The sequence below is a fragment of the Vibrio sp. 10N.261.52.C11 genome (assembly GCF_041471405.1).
Taxonomy (GTDB): domain Bacteria; phylum Pseudomonadota; class Gammaproteobacteria; order Enterobacterales; family Vibrionaceae; genus Vibrio; species Vibrio crassostreae_C.
Genome location: NZ_JBFROI010000051.1, coordinates 1 through 16,120 on the forward strand (window position 1 = coordinate 1; position 16,120 = coordinate 16,120).

The 16,120-nt window shown below is 46.5% G+C and carries 16 protein-coding genes and 1 pseudogene; all 17 read right to left on the reverse strand.

The features are described 5' to 3' along the window. A pseudogene (locus AB4323_RS18370) lies at positions 1–168 on the reverse strand (chemotaxis protein CheW); the annotation flags it as partial. Continuing rightward, positions 155–937 carry a ParA family protein gene (locus AB4323_RS18375; protein ID WP_017064111.1) on the reverse strand — a complete coding sequence of 261 codons (783 nt, stop codon included), beginning with the start codon at positions 935–937 and terminating at the stop codon, positions 155–157. The gene AB4323_RS18375 and the pseudogene AB4323_RS18370, both read right to left, overlap by 14 nt. Before the next feature lie 10 nt (positions 938–947). Continuing rightward, on the reverse strand, positions 948–2,072 hold the full coding sequence (locus tag AB4323_RS18380; protein ID WP_372134026.1) for a chemotaxis response regulator protein-glutamate methylesterase: 1,125 nt from the start codon (positions 2,070–2,072) through the stop codon (positions 948–950). Between the two features lie 13 nt (positions 2,073–2,085). Further along, positions 2,086–4,278 (reverse strand): chemotaxis protein CheA, encoded by a 2,193-nt coding sequence (locus tag AB4323_RS18385; protein WP_017064112.1) that lies wholly within the window; start codon positions 4,276–4,278, stop codon positions 2,086–2,088. Between the two features lie 9 nt (positions 4,279–4,287). Further along, positions 4,288–5,019, reverse strand: a complete 732-nt coding sequence (locus AB4323_RS18390; protein WP_017064113.1) for a protein phosphatase CheZ — start codon at positions 5,017–5,019, stop codon at positions 4,288–4,290. A 105-nt stretch (positions 5,020–5,124) separates the two neighbouring features. After that, a complete protein-coding gene (gene cheY, locus AB4323_RS18395) occupies positions 5,125–5,493 on the reverse strand; it encodes a chemotaxis response regulator CheY (RefSeq protein ID WP_016767062.1) in 369 nt (122 codons plus the stop codon). A 42-nt stretch (positions 5,494–5,535) separates the two neighbouring features. Continuing rightward, a complete protein-coding gene (locus AB4323_RS18400) occupies positions 5,536–6,270 on the reverse strand; it encodes an RNA polymerase sigma factor FliA (RefSeq protein ID WP_017060667.1) in 735 nt (244 codons plus the stop codon). Then, complete coding sequence (locus tag AB4323_RS18405) at positions 6,263–7,150, reverse strand: MinD/ParA family protein (RefSeq protein WP_017060668.1); 888 nt, start codon at positions 7,148–7,150, stop codon at positions 6,263–6,265. The genes AB4323_RS18400 and AB4323_RS18405 overlap by 8 nt, the downstream gene beginning before the upstream one ends. Before the next feature lie 13 nt (positions 7,151–7,163). Then, positions 7,164–8,726 (reverse strand): flagellar biosynthesis protein FlhF, encoded by a 1,563-nt coding sequence (flhF, locus tag AB4323_RS18410; RefSeq protein ID WP_029235190.1) that lies wholly within the window; start codon positions 8,724–8,726, stop codon positions 7,164–7,166. A 27-nt stretch (positions 8,727–8,753) separates the two neighbouring features. Continuing rightward, complete coding sequence (gene flhA / locus AB4323_RS18415; protein WP_017064115.1) at positions 8,754–10,853, reverse strand: flagellar biosynthesis protein FlhA; 2,100 nt, start codon at positions 10,851–10,853, stop codon at positions 8,754–8,756. Positions 10,854–11,063: 210 nt separating this feature from the next. Beyond that, positions 11,064–12,194, reverse strand: coding sequence for a flagellar biosynthesis protein FlhB (flhB, locus tag AB4323_RS18420; RefSeq protein WP_017064116.1), 1,131 nt, complete (start codon positions 12,192–12,194; stop codon positions 11,064–11,066). Positions 12,195–12,203: 9 nt separating this feature from the next. Further along, complete coding sequence (gene fliR / locus AB4323_RS18425; protein ID WP_017060672.1) at positions 12,204–12,986, reverse strand: flagellar biosynthetic protein FliR; 783 nt, start codon at positions 12,984–12,986, stop codon at positions 12,204–12,206. A 6-nt stretch (positions 12,987–12,992) separates the two neighbouring features. Next, a complete protein-coding gene (gene fliQ, locus AB4323_RS18430) occupies positions 12,993–13,262 on the reverse strand; it encodes a flagellar biosynthesis protein FliQ (protein ID WP_029235191.1) in 270 nt (89 codons plus the stop codon). Between the two features lie 11 nt (positions 13,263–13,273). Next, complete coding sequence (fliP, locus tag AB4323_RS18435; protein WP_372147805.1) at positions 13,274–14,203, reverse strand: flagellar type III secretion system pore protein FliP; 930 nt, start codon at positions 14,201–14,203, stop codon at positions 13,274–13,276. Next, positions 14,190–14,630, reverse strand: a complete 441-nt coding sequence (fliO, locus tag AB4323_RS18440; protein WP_017060675.1) for a flagellar biosynthetic protein FliO — start codon at positions 14,628–14,630, stop codon at positions 14,190–14,192. Before fliO ends, fliP begins: the two co-directional genes overlap by 14 nt. Next, positions 14,630–15,040, reverse strand: a complete 411-nt coding sequence (gene fliN, locus AB4323_RS18445; protein ID WP_004739851.1) for a flagellar motor switch protein FliN — start codon at positions 15,038–15,040, stop codon at positions 14,630–14,632. The genes fliO and fliN overlap by 1 nt, the downstream gene beginning before the upstream one ends. A 29-nt stretch (positions 15,041–15,069) precedes the next feature. Continuing rightward, positions 15,070–16,116 (reverse strand): flagellar motor switch protein FliM, encoded by a 1,047-nt coding sequence (gene fliM / locus AB4323_RS18450; RefSeq protein ID WP_017060676.1) that lies wholly within the window; start codon positions 16,114–16,116, stop codon positions 15,070–15,072. Positions 16,117–16,120: the final 4 nt, after the last annotated feature.

A 16,120-nucleotide genomic window follows, 5' to 3' on the forward strand; every position in this document is an offset into this window, starting at 1 on the left:
TGGCTCTGGCTCTGGCTCTTCAGATTGTGATTCGTCGCTCGACTCGTCAACAAAAAAATCGTCAGATTCAAAGCTTTCATCACCTAACAGCGCAGTAAAATAATCATCCAGTGCTTGTTCACTGGAGAGACTTGGCTGCGCCAATGTTGATTCTTTATTCGCGCTCATTTATCGCCAACCTTTCGAGATAAATAAGCAACTGTTTATAAGCAAATACACCACGGCTACCCGATGCAAAATGAGAGGCTGGCAAGCGCTTTAGGCTCGCATCTCGAAACTTGGTATCAATCGGCACAGCAGACGTCCAAACTTGGTTTGGGTAATCATCTTTGAGCTGCGTTAATGTTTGCAGTGAGGCTTTGGTTCGCTTGTCGTACATCGTCGGGACAATCGTAACCTTAAACGGTGTTTTTCGAGACTTCTGCATGATGGTCAAAGTGCGAATCATGCGCTCTAAGCCCTTCATCGCCAAAAACTCAGTCTGTACCGGAATCAATATACGATCGCTAGCAGCCAATGCATTGACCATCATCACACCAAGAATTGGCGGGCAATCAATCAACACATAGTCATAGTCGTCTTTCAAAGCGGCCAAAGCACGCTTCAAGATCAACCCCATGCCGCTTCGATTTCCCATTACACGGTCTAATGTCGCCAAAGACATGTGCGCAGGGATAATATCGATACCTTCGACTTCCGTTTGTAGAAGCAAAGGTCTTACCGTCTGCGCATTAAACTCACGCAACTGGAACAGATCAAACAGGCTCGATTCCACCGTATCTGAGTCGTAACCCAGATAGGTGGTCAGTGATGCATGTGGGTCAGTATCAACCAACAGAACACGGTGCCCCTTCAACGCAAGTAAACCTGCTAGAGTCACGGTCGTGGTCGTTTTACCAACACCACCTTTTTGGTTTGCAACACTCCAAACAATCATTTCGATTTACCTAAGCTAACCCAACTTCAACCAAGATCCTTTCCGCAATGCGGTCTAGAGGTAGGTCTTCAGTAGAAATGCCAGCTTTTGCTACAGCTTGAGGCATACCATATACAACACAACTATCTTCGTCTTGTGCCCAAATCGTCGAGCCCGCAGTTTTCAACATACGCGAACCTTCTCGGCCATCTGCTCCCATACCGGTCAGTATCATAGACAAGACTTTGTCGCCGTAGATCTTCGCTGCAGAGCCGAATGTGACATCCACACAAGGCTTGTAGTTCATGCGGTCGCCGCCATCGATAATTCTTAGACGTGCAGACCCTGCGCGGCCATCCACCATCATCTGTTTACCACCCGGAGCAAGATACGCCACGCCAGGCTTTAGCACATCACCGTCTTGCGCTTCACGAACTTCAATCTTACACAAGGTGTTCAATCGACTTGCAAAAGCAGCGGTGAATGTTGCAGGCATATGCTGAACTAACACAATGGGATGTGGATAGTTGGCAGGGATGCGAGTCAAAATCTTCTGTAGAGCAACAGGGCCGCCAGTCGACGTACCAATTGCTGTTAATTGATACTTCTTACCTGACGCTCTGAATTTCGCCGTTGATGCAACCGCAGGCTTCGCTGTGGAAGTCGCAGCTGTTGTTGAAATTGGTTGGCGTAATGGCGTAGATGTTGAAGTCGTTGCTGTCGCTCTCGGCACAATAGGAGCACGACGCATAAATGCACGCTTTGCAGCAATCTGAATCACTCGCTGTTGAAGCAATGCAACTGCATCGTCGCGGTTACGTGCGATGTCTTCAAACTTCTTAGGTAAGAAGTCGAGAGCACCTGCATCTAACGCATCTAACGTTGCTCTCGCTCCATCATGCGTTAACGATGAAAACATCAAAATAGGCGTTGGAGACGCGGCCATGATCTCACGAACGGCAGTGATACCGTCCATGACAGGCATTTCAATGTCCATAGTGATTACGTCAGGTCTTAGCTGTTTCGCTTTCTCAACGGCTTCTTTACCGTTTACTGCAACATCAATGACTTCTAGGCGAGCCTCTGAGTTGATGATCTCGCTAACGCGACGACGAAAAAAACTCGAATCATCAACGACTAATACTTTAATCGCCATATTTATCCTTAAATTAAATTCTTGACGCTGCTGCGTACTGCTTCAACAAGTCCGGCACATCTAGAATCAATGCAATGTGTCCGTCACTTGTAATTGTCGCGCCTGCCATTCCTGGCGTGCCTTGCAGAAGCTTATCAAGCGGCTTGATGACTACTTCTTCTTGACCGATCAGCGTATCGACAACAAAACCAACACGTTGGCTACCAAGTTGCACGATAACAACATGGCCGTGTCCTTTGCGCAGTTCAACAATACCCGCTTTAGGTGCAAGCCAGTTTTGCAAGTAGAACAACGGAATAGACTTATCGCGAACGATGATCGTCAGCTGACCATCAACCACGTTTGTGCGGCTTAAATCTAGGTGGAAAATCTCGTTAACCGATGCCAATGGCAATGCAAATGGGTGACCTGCAACACCGACCATCAAGGTTGGTAGAATCGCTAGGGTTAGTGGAACCTTGATGGTGATCTTGGTGCCCTGTCCCATTTCTGAATCAATATCAATAGAGCCGTTCAGTGTGTTGATCGCTGTTTTCACAACGTCCATACCCACACCACGACCAGAGATATCCGAGATCTGCTCTTTGCTTGAGAAGCCAGGAGCAAAAATCAGGTTAAAACACTCTTTATTTGATAAGCGAGACGCTGCATCTTCATCCATCAGGCCACGTTTAACCGCGATAGCACGAAGCTTATCAGGGTCCATACCGCCACCGTCATCAACGATAGCCAGTTCAATGTGGTCACCTTCTTGAGAGGCAGACAGAATCACTTTACCCGTTTGTGATTTACCCGCAGCAACACGGTCGTTTGGCATTTCAATACCATGATCGACAGAGTTTCTCACCAAGTGAATCAGGGGATCAGCAAGTGCTTCTACTAAGTTTTTATCAAGGTCCGTTTCTTCGCCACGCATTTCAAGAACGATGTCTTTCTTCAAGCTACGAGCAAGGTCACGGACAACTCGTGGGAAGCGACCAAATACTTTCTTGATCGGCTGCATACGAGTCTTCATTACCGCACCTTGAAGGTCTGCAGTAACAACATCTAAGTTAGAGACAGCTTTCGACATTTCTTCGTCGTTGCTGTTGAGGCCTAGGCTGACTAGTCGGTTACGCACCAATACCAGTTCACCCACCATGTTCATGATGGTGTCCAGTGTTGATGTATCAACACGAACTGTCGCTTCAGCTTGTTGCTTCTTAGCCGGCACTTTAACTTCAGCTTTTGCTGGAGCGCTCGGTTTTGGCTCAGCTTTAACGGCAACTGGCGCAGCAGGTTTAGGCGCAGCTTGAGGTGCTACTGCCTTAACTTCTGCTGGCTTAGTCGCGGCATCCAATTCTTCAATCGAAGGTCCATTACCTGAGCCATGTAGTTGGTCAAGTAACTTCTCGAACTCTTCGTCAGTCATCAGATCATCGCCTTCAGACATCGCCGAAACAGGTGCTGCTGGCGGCGTTGGCGGTGGAGGAGGCGTTGAACTTGCCGCTGTCGGGCTCTTACCCGCACCGTGCAATTCATCTAATAACTTTTCAAATTCGTCATCAGTAATATCACCACTGTCAGCAACAGACTGAGGTGCAGCGGGTGCTGGCGGCGGTGTTGGTGCAGAAGGCGCTGTTGGTGAACCACCTTTACCGTGAAGCTCATCAAGCAAGCGTTCAAACTCATCTTCAGAGATATCATCGACTGAAGATGCATTGATGTTTGAGCTTTCAGCAGTAGGTTCCGGAGCAATAACAGGCTCAGGCGCTGCAACAACAGGTTCAGGGATAATAGGTGCAGGCGCTTCTACTGGTGCCACTTCATCCGCAGACTCTGGTTTACAGAGACGGTGAAGTTCATCCAATAAAGATTGGTCGGCTGGCACTAAAGGTTCCTGATCTTGCACGGCGCGAAACTGTACATTGACTGTATCTAGCGCCTGCAGCATGGTATCCATCAAACCTGATGTTACGCTGCGTTGGCCGTTTCGCAGAATGTCGAACACATTCTCAGCACCATGACAAGTATCCACCAGCTCAGTTAATGCTAGGAAACCAGCACCACCTTTTACTGTATGGAAACCACGGAAAATAGCATTTAATAGGTCTTTGTCGTCAGGGTTATTCTCAAGCTCTACCAGTTGTTCTGATAGGAGTTCAAGGATCTCTCCTGCTTCGACTAAAAAGTCCTGAAGAATATCTTCGTCTAAATCGTAGCTCATACGTTACCTTTAAAATCCAAGACTGGATAACAAATCGTCGACTTCATCTTGAGATGCGACAGCGTCTTCGCGCTCTTCTGGGTTCATAATTGGACCTTCAGGCGCAATCGATGCTTTCTTCTCTGACTCTGGAGTTGGCTCTTTTTGATTCGCACCGAATACCGTGAGAATCTCGACCAAACGTCCTTCCACCTCATTCACCAAGGTAATAACTTTGCTGATTATCTGCCCAGTTAAATCTTGGAAATCCTGAGCCATCAAGATTTCAGTCAATTGTCCGCGTAGTTCAGTACTGTCGCCTTCTACTTGGACAAGCAATCCATCAATGCGGTGACATAAAGCTTTAAATTGTGCCAGCTCAATGCGGCCATGCATCAGTTCATTCCATTGAGGCCTTACTTGAAGTAAACACTCGTGTAGGTTGTCTGCGATTGGCATACAGCGATCGACAGCGTCCATCGTCTTATTTGCCGCAACTTCCGTTTTATCAATGACATACTGAAGGCGATCCCTTGCATCAGGGATTTCGTCATTTGCGATAACGCTGATGCGTTCATCGAAATTGAATTGAGTCAAAGAGTCGTGGAGGTCGCGTGTCAGACTTCCTATTTCTTGAAGCATTGGATTGTCTTGAAGACTAAAGTTATCTTCATAAATGCTTCTCACAAGAGAATCAGCATTTTGCTGCTCATCGTTCTCAAGCAGCTCTACTAATTTTTTTGCTTGTTCTAATGAAATCATCCTGAATTCGGCCTTACTCCGCATACTTTGTGCGCTTAGGCTATCGAGATAAACAGATAACTTATCAGTCAGTGTTTACCTAGAAGTGCCTAAATTTATTGATGCTTATAAGCGATCAAAAATCTTATCAAGTTTCTCTTTCAGCGTTGCAGCAGTGAAAGGCTTCACAATGTAACCATTAACACCCGCTTGCGCAGCTTCGATGATCTGCTCACGCTTCGCTTCAGCTGTGATCATAAGCACTGGAAGGTGCTTAAGTTCTGCGTCTGCGCGAATGTGTTTAAGCAGGTCAATCCCTTGCATGCCTGGCATGTTCCAGTCAGTTACCACGAAATCAAATTCGCCTTTTTTCAGCATAGGTAACGCGGTCAAGCCATCATCTGCTTCTTGAGTGTTGTTGAAACCTAAATCGCGAAGTAGGTTTTTAACAATTCGGCGCATCGTTGAAAAATCATCAACAATGAGAATTTTCATGTTTTTGTTCAAATTAGCCTCCACTGAATAGGATCAGTGTTGTTAGTCGTTCTGTGTCCAAGCACTTAACTTAGTGCGTAAACGCTGCATAGATTGGCTCAGTATTTGGCTGACACGAGATTCGCTGACACCTAACACTTCCCCAATCTCTTTTAAATTGAGTTCTTCGTCGTAATAAAGCGAAAGCACAAGGCCTTCCCTTTCCGGAAGTTGTTTTATCGAATCGATCAAAGCTTGGCGGAATGACTCATCAGCAACCCCTTGAAAAGGCGTATTATCTTGAGAGTCTTCATTCGGAGATATTACATCATCTGAGACGCCTAAATCTTCAATTCCAACCAGTCTTGAGCAATTAATGTCAGTTAAAGCACTGTGATACTGCTCTAAACTGAGCCCCATGTGTTTTGCCACTTCGGCATCACTCGGGTCGCGGTTGAGGATACCCTCTAATTCCGCAATTGCACTGCTGATTTCTCGATTGTTCTTATGAACCGATCTCGGCACCCAGTCCCCACGGCGAATGTCATCCAACATTGCCCCGCGAATCCGAATACCAGCATACGTCTCAAAGCTTGCGCCTTTGGTACCATCATAGTTTTGTTGCGCTTCAATCAAGCCGATCATGCCAGCTTGAATTAAGTCATCAACCAATACATTAGGCGGTAATCGCCCCAACAAGTGATGAGCGATACGTTTAACCAACACAGAGTACTTCTCAAAAAAAGCCTGTTGGCTATTGTGATTAGCGTGTTGGTCGTAAGTAAGCGCTTTATTCACCAAATGGTTCCTCTATAAATTCAGTACGATTCAGCAGCCTTTCAACAAAGAACTCCAAGTGTCCGCTCGGTGTTTTTGGTATTGGCCAGGTCAAGGCTTTGTTAGCCAAAGAGCTGATTGCCAATGCAGCTGGAGAGCGAGGAAACGCATCGACTACGATTTTCTGTCTCTTGACTGATTGACGTACTTTATCATCTAAAGGAATACATGCTACGAGTTCGAGGCTCACATTCAAGAAGCGCTCTGTGACCAAAGTCAACTTTGCAAATAATTCTCGGCCTTCGCGGTAGCTTCTGACCATATTTGCAACAACTTTGAATCGCTGAACTTGGTGTTCTCTGCTTAAAAGCTTAATCAAAGCATATGCATCCGTGATCGAGGTAGGTTCATCACATACCACGACAACCACGTCTTGCGCCGCTCTTGAGAAGCTGATCACCATGTCCGAAATACCGGCTGCGGTATCAACCAACAAGATATCCATCTCGTCTTCAAGCGAACCGAATGCGCGAATCAAACCAGCATGCTGTGCGTGTGAAAGTTCAGTCATGCTTTGAGTGCCCGATGTCGCTGGAATAATTTTAATTCCGTGCGGCCCTTCGACAATCGCATCCTTAAGTTCACATTCGCCAGCCAACACATGCCCAAGGTTTCGTTTAGAACGAATACCTAGCATGATATCGACGTTCGCTAGTCCTAAATCGGCATCTAGCACCATGACTTTTTTGCCTTGGCGCGCCATGCAAATAGCCATACCTAACGTCACATTAGATTTACCAACGCCTCCCTTACCACCGGTTACAGCGATAACTTTTGTGAGTGAAGGCTTGGTTAAGCGACGGAGGCCGCTAGCTTGGTCATGTATCATATTTTCATTCATATTTATCCGCCGCCTAGAGCCCTTCAGAATCGCTATTCCAGTAATGAGGTTCATTCTCTGTAGATTTTTCTAATAGCTCATTAGCCTTAGCAATCATGTACTTTGGCTGAGCTATAACGATATCTTCAGGAACTCGTTGACCATTTGCTATGTAAGCAACTGGTAATGCATTTTGTATTACGACACTGATGAATTCACCTAGACTTAGGGATTCATCCAGCTTAGTCATGATGCATCCCGACAACGGGATTCTTCTAAAGTGTTCAATTGTTTCTTGCAGCACTTTGCGTTGCGCGGTTGCAGGCAACACAAGGTAGCTATTGATAACGGAACCACTCTCTTGCATCAATGTGTCTAACTGCTCAGATAGGCGAACATCTCGTTGTCCCATGCCTGCAGTATCGACCAGAATCAGGCGACGATTACGTAACTGATATATTACATCGGCCAGTTCGCTAGAATCTTTAGCAACTCTTACAGGACAACCCATAATTCGGCCGTAGATCGATAACTGCTCATGTGCACCTATACGATATGTGTCAGTTGTCACTAGTGCGACGTTATCAGCGCCATATTCCATGGCAGCACGTGCAGCTAGCTTTGCAACAGTCGTTGTTTTACCCACGCCGGTTGGGCCAAGTAGAGCCACAATACCGCCGCGTTTTAAAATATCTTTTTGTGTAACGGAGATTTGGTCAGCAACCAGAGCTAACAGAGCCTTCCATGCACGTGCAGGTTTAGTATCTTCAGGAATGTAGCAAGCCATTTGATCGGCAAGCTCTGCAGATACACCCATACGTTCAAGGCGCTTAATAAGCATGGCTCTCAGTGGTTCACGGCGCTCAACTTCTTGCCACATCAACCCAGAAACTTGATGCTCTAACAGACGACGAATTGAGGTCATCTCTTCGCGCATCGTTTCCATTTCAGTATCAGAACCTTTGGACTGAGTGTTCTCTCGACCACGATCATAACGGGTAGGATCCAAGCGAGGTGTCGGGCGCTCTACTCTGCGGTCTTCAGCAATCAACTTAGACAAACCCGTTTCACGAGCAAATGCAGAATCAAGATTTCCGTGAGACTGTTGGTTACCGTGAGATTGCTGATGGCCATGAGACTGCAAATTGCTTTGAGTCTGATGACTATGAGGCTTATGGCCCGTGCTTGATTGGCGATTGAGCAATGCTGACAATGAATCTTCATTTTCTGCACGATGCTGTGGCTCATCATCGGCGCCATGACTGTATTGCTTAAGCATATTCGCAAAGCGCTTAGTCATTGAGCGTCCACCTTCAACATTCGACTGTAGGCTAACCTTGTCATCGTCTAGTTGACGTCGCCCAGCAGGAGCTGCGGGCGCGGCCATTTGCGTATATTGGCTTTGTGCAGGCTGCTGAGGTTTATTTAATCTCTGGCTCGCTGTCGACGGGCTGGATTCGCCATCAATAGCGGCAACAATTTCCACGCCACCTGCGACCTTTTTGTTAGACATGATCACCGCTTCTGAACCAAGTTCTTCTTTAACTTGGAGCAGAGCCGTTCGCATATCTTTTGCAAAAAATCGTTTAATTTTCAATTCGATTGTCCGTTCTAATTAGGCGGCTTAATTACCAACAGCTTGTACTATACGTATCTGCTTTTCGTCCGGTATTTCTTGGTAAGACAAGACTCGCAAGCTTGGGATCGTGTTCTTCACGAACTTAGCCAGAGTCGAACGCAACACGCCAGAGGTCAATAGTACCGCGGGCTCACCTTTCAGCTCTTGCTCTTGTGTAGCGTGGCTGAGAGAGGTCTGTAAACGTTCGGCTAAACCAGGTTCAATACCAGCAGATTCTCCGCCGGATGCCTGCATGGTTTGATGCAAGATTTGTTCCAGCTCAGGAATCAAGGTTATCACTGGTAACTCGGGCTCTATACCATTGATTTCCTGAACAATTAATCGTTTCAATGAGATGCGAACCGCCGCAGTAAGTATGTCAGGTTCTTGACTCTTACCTGAATACTCCGACAAAGTTTGGACTATGGTTCGAATGTCACGAATTGGAATCGCTTCATTCAGCAGGTTCTGTAGCACTTTCACAACCACACCCAACTGCAATTGATCCGGTACAAAACCTTCCACCAGCTTAGGTGTTGAGCGGCTGAGCATCTCAAGTAAGTTCTGAACTTCTTCGTGGCCAATGAGCTGCGATGCGTTGTTGGTTAGCAGCTGGCTAAGGTGTGTCGCCAGTACTGTAGAAGAATCTACAACGGTATAACCTAGAGCTTGTGCGTGTTCACGCTGCTCTTCACGAATCCAAACCGCTTCAAGGCCAAAGGCAGGGTCAATCGTCGGCTCGCCATCGATCATGCCATAGACTTGGCCCGGGTTAATCGCGAGCTCCATGTCTGGCTTAATCTCAGCTTCACCCACAGCAACACCCATCAGGGTAATACGGTAGCTGTTTGGTGTCAGTTCTAGGTTATCGCGAATGTGTACCGCTGGGATCAAGAAACCAAAGTCTTGAGACAGCTTTTTACGCACACCTTTAACGCGTTCAAGCAATTCACCACCTTGGTCTCTATCAACCAAAGGAATTAAACGGTAACCCACTTCTAAACCAATAATATCGACAGGTTGAACATCATCCCAAGAGAGCTCCTTCTGAGAGCCTACTTCTCCATTCGCTTCAACTGTCGCCGGAAGGTTAGGCTCTTCCGCCTTCTTCTTGTTCTTTTTATCGATGTAATACGCCCCCGCGCCTGCAACGATGGCAAGGCTCAAGAACGAGAAATGTGGCATACCCGGAACAATACCCATGATGCCAAGGATGGCGGCGGTGATCATCAAGGCTTTTGGATTGTCGAACATCTGGAAGACAAGTTGCTCACCCATATCTTCATCAGTATTTTGGCGCGTTACCATCATCGCAGCTGCAATAGACAGTAATAGAGATGGAATTTGTGCAACCAGACCATCACCGATAGTCAGTAGCGTGTAGATTTCGATTGCTTCACCAAAACCAAGATCAAACTGAGCCATACCAATGCTCAAGCCACCAATGATGTTGATGAATAAGATTAAGATACCAGCGATCGCATCGCCTTTAACAAACTTAGAAGCACCGTCCATGGAACCGTAGAAGTCAGCTTCTTTGGTGACTTCAAAACGTCTCAGACGCGCTTGGTCTTGGTCGATCAAACCTGCGTTCAAGTCGGCATCGATTGCCATCTGTTTACCCGGTAAGGCGTCTAACGTGAAACGCGCGCTTACTTCCGAGATACGACCCGCACCTTTGGTTACAACCATGAAGTTGATGATCATAAGAATCAAGAACACCACTAAACCAACCGCGTAGTTACCACCGATAACCACGTTACCGAAGGCTTCAATCACGTTACCTGCCGCGTCGCCACCTTCGTGACCATGGAGCAATACCACACGTGTCGAAGCAACGTTCAAGGCCAATCGAAGTAGAGTCGCAATCAGCAGGACGGTCGGGAATGCAGCGAAATCTAAAGGCCTGCGGGTATAAACCGATACCAATAGCACAACCATAGACAGTGCAATATTGAAGGTGAAGAACATATCCAACAAGAAAGCTGGAATGGGCAACACCACCATAGCAAGCGTTGCAAGTACCATAACAGGTGCACCAATCGCAGGCATGGCACGGTTAGGGATTTTAGGTAGCTTGTCCACAAAAGGCAGGGAGAATTTCATAAATCTAGACAGTTTCGCTATGTTGTAGCTCTCTGAACAAGTGGATTAGGTCTTAGTCAGGGCTGTTTGCTATGGGCTTATAATGTTCAGGCTACTACAGCAAACACTGTACCAACATCTCACGTCAAATTATCGCCATCACCTCTATAAAAGGAAGATTAGCTAGCTCGCTATTATCAGGGTTCATCACGCAGAGCTCAAGCAATTGATCTAATGACGTAAATCAGGTGGGATCGGCATATTAGAATCTTGCAGCTTTGGTCGCTCACCACCTCGTTTTCGGTACTGTTTAAGCTGGAAAACATATGCAAGCACTTGTGCAACTGCTGTAAACAGACCGTCAGGAATTTGTTGTTCTAGCTCAGTGGTATGATAAAGCGCCCTCGCCAATGGCGGCGCTGGAACGATATAGATGTCATTTTCACGCGCAATCTCTCGGATCTTCATCGCCATGTGGTCGACACCTTTAGCAACCACAATTGGTGCTTTGTCTTGATTCTGCTTATAGCGCAGCGCCACTGAAAAGTGTTCCGGGTTGGTCACAATCACATCCGCTTGAGGGACATCAGCCATCATGCGACGCTGAGCCGCTTCCCTTTGAAGCATACGAATTCGGCCTTTCACTTCCGGCTTACCTTCAGTGTCTTTGAATTCGTCTTTGACTTCTTGTTTGGTCATCTTCAGCTGATCAGCGTGTTGCCAAATCTGGAATGGGATATCAATCGCCACAACAATCAACAAAGAACAACTGATCAACAGAATAAAGTTGAGCAAGATATCCAAGGCATGGAAGATGTTTTGTGGATAGACGTCCATGCTCAGCTGCATTAAATCATGCTGAGAGGCTTGAATCAGATAAATCGCCATCCCCGATACGAGCGCTACTTTAAGAATAGACTTGAGCAGTTCAACCCAACTTTGCAGGCCAAACATACGCTTGATACCACTGAGTGGGTTGAGCTTAGACGCCTTTGGCATCGCCGCTTGCATTGAGAAGTTAATCCCACCGACACCCGCAGCGCCGATGACGGCAGCAACAAACAAAGTTATCAGTATCAAAAACAGCGGGAACAGCAGGTTCACCAGTGCACCACCAGCGATTTCTAGGAGTTTGTTAGTGTCAAAGATCTCGTCGCGACTCAAAGAGAACAGGCGTTGCATCGCCTCGAACAAAGCCTTCGCCATCGATTCGCCAAACCACATTAAAGCAATCGCACCGACAATTAATACCGATGCTGACGCTAGCTCTTTTGACCTTGCAACCTGCCCTTTCTCTTTGGCCTGTTGCAAGCGTTTGGGCGTGGCGTCTTCTGTGCGTTCTTGACCGTCTGACTCTGCCATTTCAGTCTCCTAGCAATCTAACCGGATTAGACGACATATCTGTTGTTCGCCCTGCATCCAGAATAGCTCATAGTGACTATACAAGCCGCCAAGGATGTACCAACAAAGTAACAGACCCACGAGTAGCGCAAATGCAAAACCCAAAGAAAAGATGTTTAATTGAGGTGCCGCACGCGTCATTACACCAAAAGAAAGGTTAATCGTTAGCAGCGCGATAATCCCCGATAAGGACATCGCCAGTGCTGTTTTGAACATGATACCAAGCCACAATGCGAGCTCTCGAAAATCTACAGAGGTTAGAGAGCCACTGCCAATCGGCAAGGTCTTAAAACTAAACACCACCAGCTGCAGCATTTTCAAGTGACCATCGGTCGCCAAAAAAAACATGGTCGCTAGCAGCATGAACAGCTGACCAAGTACCGGCGTATTTTGCCCGTTAGCCGGGTCGACCATTGATGCAAAACCCAAGCTCGATTGCATACCGAGGATCTGACCCAGCATAACAAAGGTTTGAATCATGAACTGGGTAACAAAACCCATGGCCACGCCAATCACAATTTGCTCGAAGACAGTCAGGAAGCCTTGAAAGGACAGAAGTTCAATCTCTTTGGGAACGGCCGGAATCGCAGGCATCACCGCAAAAGTGATCGCCAAGCCTAAATACAGACGAATACGCGGCGACACGAAGCGTGCCCCTGTTACCGTCATCACCATCAGCATCGCTGAGATGCGAGTGTATGGCCAAAAATAATTGGCTAACCACTCTAGTACAAGGCTCGTTGGGTATTCCATATCGGTTTAATACAGAACTTGCGGCAAGCGTTCGATGAGCTCAAAAAAGAACTCCATCATCATCTGGGTCATCCAGTGTGCGAATAGCATCAACGCCAACAAAGTTACGATCAAACGCGGCAGGAAACTTAGGGTTTGTTCGTTGATTGAGGTCGCAGCTTGGAAAACAGCCACAACCAAACCGATCAACAGGCTAGGAATAATGATGGCGCAAACCATGATTAATACCATCCAAAGGGCATCTCGGAACAACTCTACGAATATTTCAGGATTCATTATTCCCCCAGCTACAAGGCAAAACTGCCGGCGAGTGTGGAGAGTATCAAGTTCCAGCCATCAACCAGAACAAACAGCATCAACTTAAACGGCAGCGATACAATCATCGGTGACAACATCATCATACCCATAGCCATCAATACCGATGCCACCACCAAGTCGATGATTAAGAACGGCAAAAACAGCATAAAGCCGATTTGGAAAGCCGTTTTTAATTCCGATGTGATAAATGCTGGAATCAGAACCGCCATCGAAACATCTTCAGGGTTAGTCACTTCCGCACCAGAAATCTCAACAAAGGTTTCAAGATCTTTGATTCGAGTCTGTTTAAGCATGAAGGATTTAATCGGTTCTTGGGCAACATCAAATGCCTGTCGTGCCGAGATCTGTTCATTAAGATATGGCTGAACTGCTTGTTCGTTCACTTGGTTAATCACTGGCGACATGATGAAGAAGGTCAAGAATATCGCAATACCAATAATGACTTGGTTAGACGGTGTTTGTTGTAGACCCATCGCCTGACGCAAGATAGACATCACTACCACAATACGAGTGAACGATGTCATCAAAATCACCATCGCCGGCAAGAAGCCAAGCATGGTCATTAACGCGAGAATTTGCAGGTTAATCGAGTAGTCTTCACCGCCATTGGCATTGGTTGTCATGGTAAAGGCAGGTATGCCGCCACCATTGCCAGTTAAGCTGCCCGTGGTCATGGTTGTCGATTTGGCTTGGTCTTGTTCCATCGTGCTGATAGTCACCGATTCCGAGCCAGCGGTATTCGCAGGAATGACGGTGCCGTCTTCAGCTTGTGCAAATACCGACACACTGAATATGATTGAGCATAGGAGAATAAGCTGAACCAACCACACTTTCACCGTTCGGAAAACTCCGGCTTGGTGAAAGTAAGAGGAGTTCAAAAGTCCGTTACTTGTTTGCATCTTTTTTTATTAGCTGGGAAAGCTGACTTGAAAATGTACTTTTTTCCAGCATCTCCTGAGTAAGAGGTTTATCAAGCTTAGAGATCAGCTGAATCGATTGTGTGGTAATCCCTACCAAGAACTGTTCATCACCCGCTTGCACAATAGCGATGCGCTCTTTAGTACCAACAGGGATTTGCCTAACAATCGCCAAACCTTGTTGATTCGACATCGCAGGTACTTGCATTCGCTTGAGTAGCCAAGCAATAAATAAAATGAAGGCTATAACGAAAATTAGCGACCCAAAGGTGGTCGCTAAATCGAGAGAAGGCGGTGTTGCTGCAAAGGCAATGGAAGGAGCCGTTAATAGCCCTACTCCCAAGATTCCTCGTAACAAACCTGTCATTCCGAGAAAAGAGCCCGCAAGTCTTTGAGACAAAAAGCTCATTAACGCAGCTTCTTAATTCGTTCTGTTTGGCTAATAACGTCAGTCAAACGAATACCAAACTTGTCGTTCACCACAACCACTTCACCATGAGCAATCAAGGTACCGTTTACCATCACATCCAGTGACTCACCAGCAATTCTATCTAGCTCAACAACCGAACCTTGGTTCAACTGAAGTAAATTACGGATACTGATCTGAGAGCGACCAACTTCCATCGAAATAGTCACTGGAATATCCATAATGGTATCCAGCTTACGACGCTCATCTTCAGAAATCGGAGATGATGAATCGGTTAGCTCATCAAGTGGTGCCGCAAGCACATCATCAACATCAATTGACGGCGCTGAAGGATCTTCACCAAGTGCTGCAGCCCATTCGTCTGCTAGCTTTTGATCTTCACTAGGTTCCATTACCAATTCCTATACTTTTATCTATTTTACTATTCGTCGTCATCATCACTGTTTTCGAGCTCAGACAATAAGTCTTTACCTAGAAAAGCGAGATCAGTTTTAACCACATGTGGTCTTTGAATTTTTTCCGAAATCTGTACTGCAAGCTTCTCACCAGAACGGCCCATTTTCACACGATAAGTCGGCAGTTCTTCGACAAACATGGTTGCGTGCTCAGGCATGTTCATTGGGATAACATCACCAGGGCGCAGCTCCATCAGATCACGAAGGGAAATATCTTGCTCTAGCAAATTCACGCGGAAATTGACGGGCACATCCATGATCTCATCACGCAGTGCGGTACTCCAACGAACATCGGTTTCCATCTTGTCTGATTGAACACCCGCATCAAGCAGTTCACGGATCGGCTCAACCATGGAGTAAGGCATGACAACGTGGAAGTCACCACCACCGCCATCCACTTCAATGTGGAACGAACTCACAACAATCACTTCGGTTGGGCTCACAATGTTCGCCATACTTGGGTTCACTTCGGAATCCAAGTATTCAAACTCAACCCCCATCACTGGCGACCAAGCTTCTTTGTAATCTTCAAAAACAATTTTCAGCAGTAACTGAATGATTCGTCTTTCAGTAGGCGTGAATTCACGACCTTCAATCTTGGCGTGGAAACGACCATCACCGCCAAAAAAGTTCTCTACGAGAATGAAAACCAGACGAGCTTCCATGGTGATGAGTGCCGTACCTTTCAATGGACGGAAACGAACCATGTTTAAACTGGTGGGTACATACAATGTGTTTTGGTACTCACCAAACTTCATCATCTGTACGCCGTTGATCGACACTTCAGCCGTTTTACGTAACATATTAAACAAGCTGATACGCATATGACGTGCGAAGCGCTCGTTAATAAGTTCAAGGGTCGGCATTCGACCACGGACGATTCGATCTTGAGATGAGAAGTCGAAATTGACCGCATTGTCATTTTCGGTTTCTAAGACATCTTCAACTTCTTCAACATCATCAACGCCATGTAACAGCGCATCAATTTCGTCTTGGCTTAATAAATCGGTCACAAAT

Bases quoted from the DNA above. Each gene is read 5' to 3' on its own strand.
- fliQ (WP_029235191.1), bottom strand. From the start codon at position 13,262: ATGAATCCTGAAATATTCGTAGAGTTGTTCCGAGATGCCCTTTGGATG.
- fliR (WP_017060672.1), bottom strand. From the start codon at position 12,986: ATGGAATACCCAACGAGCCTTGTACTAGAGTGGTTAGCCAATTATTTT.
- fliP (WP_372147805.1), bottom strand. From the start codon at position 14,203: ATGCAAACAAGTAACGGACTTTTGAACTCCTCTTACTTTCACCAAGCC.
- fliO (WP_017060675.1), bottom strand. From the start codon at position 14,630: ATGAGCTTTTTGTCTCAAAGACTTGCGGGCTCTTTTCTCGGAATGACA.
- AB4323_RS18385 (WP_017064112.1), bottom strand. From the start codon at position 4,278: ATGAGCTACGATTTAGACGAAGATATTCTTCAGGACTTTTTAGTCGAA.
- flhB (WP_017064116.1), bottom strand. From the start codon at position 12,194: ATGGCAGAGTCAGACGGTCAAGAACGCACAGAAGACGCCACGCCCAAA.
- AB4323_RS18380 (WP_372134026.1), bottom strand. From the start codon at position 2,072: ATGGCGATTAAAGTATTAGTCGTTGATGATTCGAGTTTTTTTCGTCGT.
- AB4323_RS18375 (WP_017064111.1), bottom strand. From the start codon at position 937: ATGATTGTTTGGAGTGTTGCAAACCAAAAAGGTGGTGTTGGTAAAACG.
- cheY (WP_016767062.1), bottom strand. From the start codon at position 5,493: ATGAAAATTCTCATTGTTGATGATTTTTCAACGATGCGCCGAATTGTT.
- flhA (WP_017064115.1), bottom strand. From the start codon at position 10,853: ATGAAATTCTCCCTGCCTTTTGTGGACAAGCTACCTAAAATCCCTAAC.
- AB4323_RS18405 (WP_017060668.1), bottom strand. From the start codon at position 7,150: ATGAATGAAAATATGATACATGACCAAGCTAGCGGCCTCCGTCGCTTA.
- AB4323_RS18390 (WP_017064113.1), bottom strand. From the start codon at position 5,019: ATGATTTCATTAGAACAAGCAAAAAAATTAGTAGAGCTGCTTGAGAAC.
- fliN (WP_004739851.1), bottom strand. From the start codon at position 15,040: ATGGAACCTAGTGAAGATCAAAAGCTAGCAGACGAATGGGCTGCAGCA.